The organism is Candidatus Dormiibacterota bacterium (assembly GCA_035536395.1).
In the GTDB taxonomy this organism is placed as follows: Bacteria; Patescibacteriota; Saccharimonadia; order UBA4664; family DATLOE01; genus DATLOE01.
In genome coordinates this window covers 1-8929 of record DATLOE010000011.1, presented here as the reverse complement: position 1 = coordinate 8929, position 8929 = coordinate 1, and the positions used below count along the sequence as shown (strand labels likewise).

The following is an 8929-nucleotide window of genomic DNA, read 5'->3' as shown; positions in this document are numbered from 1 at the left end:
CCAGTCTTCGCGCTAGTCGGCATTACCGCCCCCTTATTCTTAATACCCTTTACCTTCAAATTCGCAGGCGGAGTAATCGGATCTATCTCCAAAATGTCATTGGGTGGAGCAGGTAAACTGCAGGGCAAGGTCAAAGACAGCGAATGGGCTAAGGAGCGACAACGCGCGCATAAGAGCCTGCAGCTAAAAAGCATGGATAAGCTAGAAGGTAGGCTGGGGCGCACGAGATTAGGTGGCGATAAGCTAGGCGCTAGGATGGCCAGGGGGGGAGTAATGAGGGGTGCCGGAATGCTTATGGGTGGAGCTGCAGCTGGTAGGCTGCAAAGAGACAGAACAGCCAGTGGCCTGGTAGGTGAGTACTCCAAGGCCCTAGATGACCTCCAGGATGCTACGCCTGGTAATCTTCAGAATGCCTTAGTTGCTTTCTACCACCCAGAAGCTGACGAACGCACCAAGGCTATGGATAAACTAAAAGAAGCTAAGGCAACCGGGCTTATGGGATATACAAAGACTAGGGAGGGCAGAACGGCCATAATGCGCGAGTTGGCAGATAAAAACCAACTAAAATCGCCTCAAATGAATGCCATTCAAGCTTATAGCGCTGCTAATCATGTGCCAGATTTTGAAGATGCATTACGTGAAAGCGGTAAAAACATGGGCAAGATTCCAGCCCTGCTCGCTAGAAACACAGATGGCTCGCTGAATGAAGGTACAGTCGGGGGCATGGTTCAATCATGGACCGCTGGTAAGATTGCCGGAGATGATGTGGCGCTAGAAAACTTTAAGGTTGGCTCAAATATCAAAGGTAACCCTGAACTGGCCCGACAGTTCTCAGATGTTTTCGCAAAAAATGCATCCCCGTCAGAAGTTGCTAAAAACTTTGACTCTTCCAGTCGCAGCTTTATGGGTGCCGATAAACGGGCTGAGATGCTAAAAATGATGGCTCGTAGTGCTGCCTTTGATTCCGGTAGCGGTTTGACGGTAAAAAATGAGGTATTAAAGCAAATTAGAGGCAGTGAAGGCGGCGGAGTCGCTAAACACCAAGACGCACTTAAGCTTTTGGAGGGCGGCGACCTTCAAAAGCTTGGTCTGGACAATGACCTATTTGATCTAGCTGATGCCGGGTCTGGCGGGGGCTCTGGCGGAGCCTCAAGGGGAGGCGCCCAGCCATCAGCACCCCCGCCTGCCTCCTCCACGCATGTTGCCCCTAGAGAGCCCATCAGTGATGACACGGCGCGGATGGTAGAAGATATTAATCGCACCGATAGGGAGTAAATAATGGCACAGTATAAAGTACCGCAAAATGTGGAGGCAGAAGATAAAATACTGGGGCCGCTAACGCTCAAACAGTTCATTTACGCACTTATAGGCATTGGCTACGGCTTTTTGACATTCGCTATTTTCCAGGGAACTCTGCTGCCTCTGTTCTTCATCGTAGGTCTGCCGCCGGCGCTTTTAATGCTGGCTCTGGGACTATACCAAAAAGACGATCAGCCGCTGGAGGCCTACTTTCTGGCCATGGTGAACTTCATAGTCAAACCCAAACAGCGTTTCTGGCAGAAGGAGCCGATCGCCGAAGTCTTCCGACTGGAAGTGCCGGCACCAAAACCGCATGAGCCTAAAAAGGATATTACAAAGCTGGCAGGGCAGTTAGAAAAGCTGGGTCAGATTGTAGACACCCGCGGCTGGTCTACCAAACAGCCAGAGATCCAAGAGCCGGAAGAAGAGCAGGTGATTGACTTGCGCGACCGGCTGGGCATGACCCAAACCGGAGTCGGCACGCCGGTACCGGATCCGGTGGAGGTGCAGCAGGCCGATGATATCTTGGACACCAAGAATAACCCTAATTCAGCCAGTATAAATGTGCTGATAGAAAACACAGTTAAAAGCGTCCGCGAAGAAGCTTTAGTTAAGATGCAGCAGGCGGTAAAACAGCCGACCAAAAATCCAATCGCAGCAAGCACAAGCGGGATGACAGCCACCCCACCTGTTGGTATACTTAAGCTAGCTAGTGAGGCTGGCGACTTAACTGTTGCCCAACTCTCGGCCCAAGCCAAACGGCATAACCAACTATTAGAAGGAAAGGCGGTCAGTTTACGTAATGGCAAACCCTCAGCCAGCTAAAAAACAGGCGAAAAGCACTCAAGACAGCTTACTGGTCTCAGAGATCAGGGACGGCGTTGTGGTAATGCGTGATGGCAGCCTGCGAGCCGTTATTATGGGCAGCGCCATTAACTTCGACCTAATGAGTCAGCAAGAGAGGGATGGGGCAGAGATGGCCTACCAGGGGTTCTTAAACTCGCTGCATTTTCAAATTCAAATAGTTATTAAGTCTCAAAAGATCGACCTCGATCACTATATAGAAAACCTTCAGCAACTCAGACAAAACCAAGATAATGAGCTCTTGGGCTATTTAATGGACGACTACATCTTAAATATTCAGGCTTTGATAGAAGAAGTTAATATTATGGATAAGCAGTTCTATGTGGTCATTCCGTACTTCCCAGAAAACCCGGTATTAAAACAGCAGAAAAATATTCTGACCGGCCTCAGTAGCATACTCAAACCCCAACCGGTTACAGTTCTTTCTGAGCCCGATTTTCAGGCCTACAAAGAGGAGCTTTCACAAAGAGTCCAGCTGGTTTCGGGCGGTCTAAACCAAATCGGTATTAGAAGCATTTCCTTAAATACCCAGGAGCTGATTGAGCTCTACTACATGTCATATAACCCCGATGTATCTCAGAATCAAAAGCTGATTGATTCGGCCCAACTGCAAACCGCTGCCGTTACCAAGGGCACTGGCCCAGCGCCAACTCAGCTAAACGGGGGAGCTAGCTAATGGCCTTGTTTGATAAAAAAGGAGGCGATCCGGCTGCGCTAGCAGAAGCTGCCCGGCTGAAAGAGCAGCAAGAGGCCGAGGCGGCTTACCGCCAAGGCATAGTCAGCCTGCGCGATCTCATTGCCCCGCCATCGGTTGAAATTACTGGTGATCACGTGCGCATCGGCGCCCGCTTTGCGCGCACTCTGTACGTTTACGGCTTCCCCCGCCAGGTGTTTACCGGCTGGCTGTCGCCGATCATCAATCTCGATGAAATTATGGATATGAGTATCTATATTTACCCTGTAGAAAGCCAGGTGGTGCTGAACAATCTGCGGCGCAAGGTAGGCCAGCTTGAAGCCAGTATGACTATTAATGCTGAAAAGGGCCGGGTGCGTGACCCAGGGCTAGAGGCCGCCATCACAGACGCGGAGGAGCTGCGCGATAAACTGCAGGTGGGTGAAGAGCGGTTCTTTAGACTTGGCCTGTATCTGACGATTTACGCCGACTCACTCGAAAACTTAAAGCAAGTCCAGCGCAAAGTCGAAGGCATATTCGGCCAATCACTGGTCTATACCAAGCCGGCCACCATGCAGATGGAGCAAGGCTTTAATTCCACCCTGCCGCTGGCCCAAGACCAGCTGCAGATCAGCCGCAATATGAATACCGGCGCGCTTTCTACCACCTTTCCCTTTACCTCAGCCGACCTAAGCCGTAACGAAGGCGTACTGTACGGCATTAATCGGCATAATAATGGCCTGGTGCTGTTCGATCGCTTCAGCCTGGAGAATGCCAATATGGTCGTATTCGCTAAATCCGGTGCCGGTAAATCGTTTGCCGTTAAGCTAGAGGCCCTGCGCAGTTTAATGTTCGGTACGGAGATTCTAATTATCGACCCAGAGAATGAATACCAGGCTTTGTGCGAAGCCGTCGGCGGCAGTTACCTGCGGCTAAGCCTAGCCTCTCAAAACCGGCTGAATCCTTTCGATCTCCCGCGTGTACTAGATGCCGAAGAGGCCGATAACGCACTAAGAGCCAATATCATCCAGCTACACGGCCTACTGCGGCTGATGATGGGCGCAAACCAAGTACCCCTAACTCCAGCTGAAGATGCCGACCTGGACGTGGCTATTATCAATACCTACGCTAAGGCCGGTATTACCAACGACCCGCTAACCCACGGCGCCACCCCGCCGACTATGAACGATCTCTATAAAGCGCTCTCTGCTATGAGCGGCAACGGCCCTGCACTAGCCCAACGGCTGCGCAAGTATACGACAGGTACCTTTGCCGGCATTTTCTCAGAGCAGTCGAATGTCGACCTGTACAACAAGTTCGTGGTCTTTAATATCCGCGATCTAGAGGAAGAGCTGCGGCCGGTGGGTATGTACATCGTGCTTAACTTTATTTGGAATAAGGTTAAATCCGACCGGCGTAAACGGATACTGATAATTGATGAGGGCTGGCAGCTGATGAAGCATGACGATTCGGCCAACTTTATGTTCTCTATCGCCAAACGCGCCCGTAAATACTTCTTAGGCCTTACTACAATTTCGCAAGATGTAGATGACTTCTTGAGCTCGAGAATGGGGCGGGCAGTGGTGGCCAACTCATCGCTGCAGCTGCTGCTTAAACAAGCGCCGTCTTCGATCGATATCGTGGGCGAAACATTCAAGTTGACTAGTGAAGAGAAGGCTAGGTTAACCCAATTCCCGGTGGGGGAGGGGCTGTTTTTTGCCGGCCTAAACCACGTCATAATCCGTATTCTGGCCTCTCAAACCGAAACCCAGCTGATTACCACCAACCCGCAACAGCTGGCGGCCCAGAAACTGGCACAAGGCGCCCAGCCCGAATCGGCCGCTCCTACTCCTGCCCCTATACCAGAACCGCCAACAACCGCCCAAGCCATAGAGGCGCCGCCACTGACAGGAGAATAGCCGATGCCGCCAGACAGCCTGCCCGATAACCAGAACAAAGGAGCCGGCTCAGGCCTGGCCAGTAGACTGCTTAAAGGCAGGCGGTGGCTGATTGCCGTTGGGGTAAGCGGTAGCATAGTCGGCCTGCTGCTAGCAGTCTTCTTCGCGTTTTTAGCTCCCTTCAAGCTAATGTTTATGAAGGAGAATATAGATAAGGTGCGCCTGGCACGGCTGACCCACATTATGGATCAGCGCAGTGATAGGTTCTTAACCACCCTCATTAAGGCCGAGGTGGCGGGGACGGAGAATGGCCAGAACCGCTACTTTGTAGCTAAGGGTTGGGCAACCTCCACCCACCCCTTCACCCAGTGGTATACCGATATGCGGACCGATAAGTTCTTTGATGATATGGAGAAGCGGCACGGTATTCGGTTCGTGCGGGAAACTGGCGGTATTGGGGTCAAAGATAGATTAGTAAAGCTTGATGTCCGCGGGCAAGAGATAGACTTTAGCGATTTGAAGCGAAATGGAGGGCTGGGTACTACGAATGTGTTTGAAAGAGCCGTAGAGGACAGGTTTGAGAGCAATAAAGAGGGCCGACGGGCGTTTAATTCGGCCGTCAAAGATGTTACCAAACGGCATCAGATAGTTAAACGCTACTATATGCGCAAATGGGCTTACGAGAGGCTGGGTATTACCAAGTGGCGATTCTTTGAAAACACGCGGGAGAAAGCCGGGGATAAGGTAAGAGCTAGGTGGACTAAGACAGTATCTAAGCCGATTTTAAGCGGACGATTCGGTAAATGTTTGTTTGGCACGCCAAGTGACTGCCCGCGCTCGGGTAATTCCAACGATGAAAAGAACAGCTTTGCCGGCGAATCGATTGACCCTGATCTGGAAAAAGTCGCCGAGGTGGCTAGTGAAGAGGCCCGATCTGGCACAGGGCCAGCTGAAGAGCCGGAGGTTAAAAATGCTGGGCGAATAGCCGGCAAGTTCGTGAATAAAGCCATTCCCATACTGAATATCGTGGCTGGTCTTGAAACTGCCAAGCATATCGAGGTATTGCTTGGACAGGGAGGCTTGGTAAACCTCGTAGCCACAATGCGGGCGGCCGAATACGCCTCTGCCTACTTTACCTTTGCTACTGCTACCGACCAGCTCAAATCCGGTGAGACCGTATCTGGCGAAGAGGTAGATGCCTTTATGCAAATGACGGACGGTATGGAGAAAAGCGATGGCTACAAGCAAGTGGTTGGCAGCCATAATGCAGTTATTTCATTTACAGCTTATGCCCAGAGTAATGAGCAAGATGAGTACGACCCGGTCACCGATATGATGAAGGTAAATAGCGATGACACAAAAGCGGCTGAGATTTCGAATACTTATAAAGATACTTTTGGTAAAGTTATCGGCCCGATTGTAGGTGCCTATAATACTATTCCGATCATTGGCGACCTCATAAATGCAATTAATGACGTCATAGGCAAGGCTGTTCAGGGAGGCTTATGGGTGTTTGGCAAGATCACTGGGGTTGATACCGATGAACTATTTAAGAGCCTGGTAGCTAAAATGATGACATTTTTGGGTGGTGCGCCTGCTTGCAGCGGCGAGGAATCGGGCGGCCGAATGTTCAATTGCATAGATGGCGGTGCGGCCGTAACCCAAGAGGCACTCTCGCAAACGATGGGCGGACGGGCTCTGAAAGATGACGAAGTGGCAATGCTGAATCAAGAAATAGCATTGGAGCAGGCAGCAGGTAACCGCGCGCGCGGCTTTTGGAGCAAACTAGCTTCGATTGAAGAACCAGACTCAGTATTTGCCCGCCTGGTCATGGCAACCCCCGCCAGCCCCGGCCAATTAGCACATGCAACCAGTACTAATTTAGTTACAAACCTCGGCGCAATACCAGTAAGTATAGCCAGGGCTTTCTCGGCACCCACCCTGGCCCAGCAATTAGATAATAATTTATACGGGGTTAAGCGCTATGGGTTTAATAAGCAAGATTTAGAGTCTGAGCCGTTTGATAGCCAGAGCCAAGCTGAGTGTGATTTGGAAATGGAGGCTTTTAATACCAAGATGGCCAAAGGCGAGGACCCGGAGACCAGTATGTGTATGCTAGATACCGCCGTAGCCAACAGCCTTTCTTGCGCTTACAGTGATGACGACTGCGCAAGCGTAGGGGCGGAACAGGGAGGTGGTGGCCAAGCCAGCCCTGGTGGTGGCGGTACAGTCAGTAGTTCTGCAAAAGACTCCGCCAAAGCAATATTGGATCTCGGTAAAGACGGTAAGATCGATATAGCCGATTACTCCGAGGCTAAAGCCTCCGACAGCGCAGACAGGTCTCTGGCCAGTCAGCAGTTAGAAGATATTTCTAATGGTAAGCCGGCTAGCGGCACCACACGCTGCGGGTTTGCTATGCCTAGTGAAATTCAGCCAGATCCCAAATTACTTCAATTTCTGGAGGAACTTGGCCAAACCTACCACTACAAGCTGAATTCACTATTCGGGCAATGCCATTCATCATCAACCAGTAATCACTACAAAGGCAAAGCTGTGGACTTCGGATGCCCACTAGACACCGCCAAGGCAGATGAGGTAGGTAGAAAGTATGGAGTTTCTCATAACAATGAGAACTGTACAAATAATGGCCATTGGCATTACTCGGTGGGTGGGCGCTAAATGAAGCGAATTCTGATTACATTAGTTTTATTGCTAGCCCCCGCCCAAAGCGTTCTTGCTATCAGTTCGGATGATAGGCATTCGGTGAATTATGATACAGCCTTCTACGACCCCAGTGAGCTTTGTAGCGATGCCACTAGCGTCGGTGGTGGCGGCAATTTATCGGCAAATATTCCGCCTGTTTGGCGTGACTTAATAGCCTCGGCAGCCCCCAAGCACCCTGATGCTGACCCTAGGTTGGTGGCAGCGGTTTTGTGGGCTGAGTGGCGGGGTTGGCCAGAGTATAAGACCTCCGACTGGCCCGATTCCGATGCCGGCGCTGATGGACCATGGCAATTTATTGATACCAGCTGGAACAGTATGGGCCGGGATGGAGATGGGGACGGTGTTAAAGATCGAGAGAATCCCAAAGACGCTGTTCATGCGGCATTTATTCACCACAGAGGATCAGCCGGTAAACCGTTGGCCAATAAGGGCTATGACGGAGATGCTGAAGCGTCTTTTGAAGCGGTGGTGTTTGAACGTAATGGCAATAACTTGCTCTCCTTTGCGGCTAACTATAATGGACGTGGTGCGCCTGACGGTACTTTGCTAAAAAACCTTCCTAAGGGAGACCAGAACTCCGATTACGTGAGAATGGTTTATTGGTTAATCGCAACCGATTTTGCAAAAGGCTGGTTGCCTGAAAGTGATAAATTTGTTGAAGCTAAAACCTCTAAACCAGGTGGTGGTCCTTTGAGCTCACAAGGAGAAGTAGGAATATGCAGCTCTCAAAACGGAAGCGTTAGTGCCGAAGGCTACTCTTTCCCGGTCAGCCCGCAAAGGAAAAGCCAAAATGGGGGAGTTATCTGGATGAGCCAATTGCCCTGCTCTTCGGACTCATGCCATCACGATGGTTCCGCCGCTTTTGATATTTCACGTAAACCCGGGGGCGACAAAGTAGCAGGAACTCCTGTATACGCCATTAGTGATGGTACGATTGAATTATTGCATATTTATAACGGTGTTAAGGGCTGCTACTCATTTCAGTTGGTTTCTAAGGATAAGTTTCATTACTACTATACCCACCTTCAAAGGCCGAGCGTAAGAAATGGCCAAAATGTTACCTCCGGCTCCAAGGTAGCGGAGATAGGAAGGAGAGAGTGTACCAAGCCTGCCTTTTCGGACCCCCATCTCCATATTGATCGCGGCTGTATAAAAAATGGGGTTCACCAGGGGGGCGGATACGCTGACTGCCGAGACAAAGGAATGAACGATATTATTAATAAGTTATATGAGGACCTGCCGGAATGAACTTAACTCACCCAAAAATTTATTTAGGTATCTTATCTGCTGCTGCCCTGGCTATAGTGCTCCTCTTTTTAACCCGGGGGTTTTTAACAATAGAAGCCACCAGCGCTAGCCCGCAGCCAATTACAGTTGTTATAAAAAACAGCTCGGGTAAAGAGGTTAAAAAAATTAAGGCATTCTCTGGCCAAAAACACAAAGCGCTTCTTGCTATTGGTGAGTATGAAGT

General features: G+C 50.4%; 7 protein-coding genes. All 7 read left to right on the top strand.

The window, feature by feature from the left end:
- The coding region (locus VNA68_02015) for a hypothetical protein (protein HVE80896.1) at positions 1-1275 on the top strand (1275 nt) is incomplete at its 5' end.
- Positions 1276-1278: 3 nt separating this feature from the next.
- Entirely contained in the window at positions 1279-2124 is an 846-nt protein-coding gene (locus tag VNA68_02010) for a PrgI family protein (GenBank protein ID HVE80895.1), read from the top strand.
- Positions 2102-2839 carry a hypothetical protein gene (locus tag VNA68_02005; protein ID HVE80894.1) on the top strand — a complete coding sequence of 246 codons (738 nt, stop codon included), beginning with the start codon at positions 2102-2104 and terminating at the stop codon, positions 2837-2839. Before VNA68_02010 ends, VNA68_02005 begins: the two co-directional genes overlap by 23 nt.
- Positions 2839-4755, top strand: coding sequence for a DUF87 domain-containing protein (locus VNA68_02000; GenBank protein ID HVE80893.1), 1917 nt, complete (start codon positions 2839-2841; stop codon positions 4753-4755). The genes VNA68_02005 and VNA68_02000 overlap by 1 nt, the downstream gene beginning before the upstream one ends.
- A gap of 3 nt (positions 4756-4758) precedes the next feature.
- Entirely contained in the window at positions 4759-7413 is a 2655-nt protein-coding gene (locus tag VNA68_01995) for a hypothetical protein (GenBank protein ID HVE80892.1), read from the top strand.
- Positions 7414-8706 carry a peptidoglycan DD-metalloendopeptidase family protein gene (locus VNA68_01990; protein ID HVE80891.1) on the top strand — a complete coding sequence of 431 codons (1293 nt, stop codon included), beginning with the start codon at positions 7414-7416 and terminating at the stop codon, positions 8704-8706.
- A partial coding sequence (locus tag VNA68_01985) for a hypothetical protein (GenBank protein ID HVE80890.1) occupies positions 8703-8929 on the top strand: 227 nt, incomplete at its 3' end. The genes VNA68_01990 and VNA68_01985, both read left to right, overlap by 4 nt.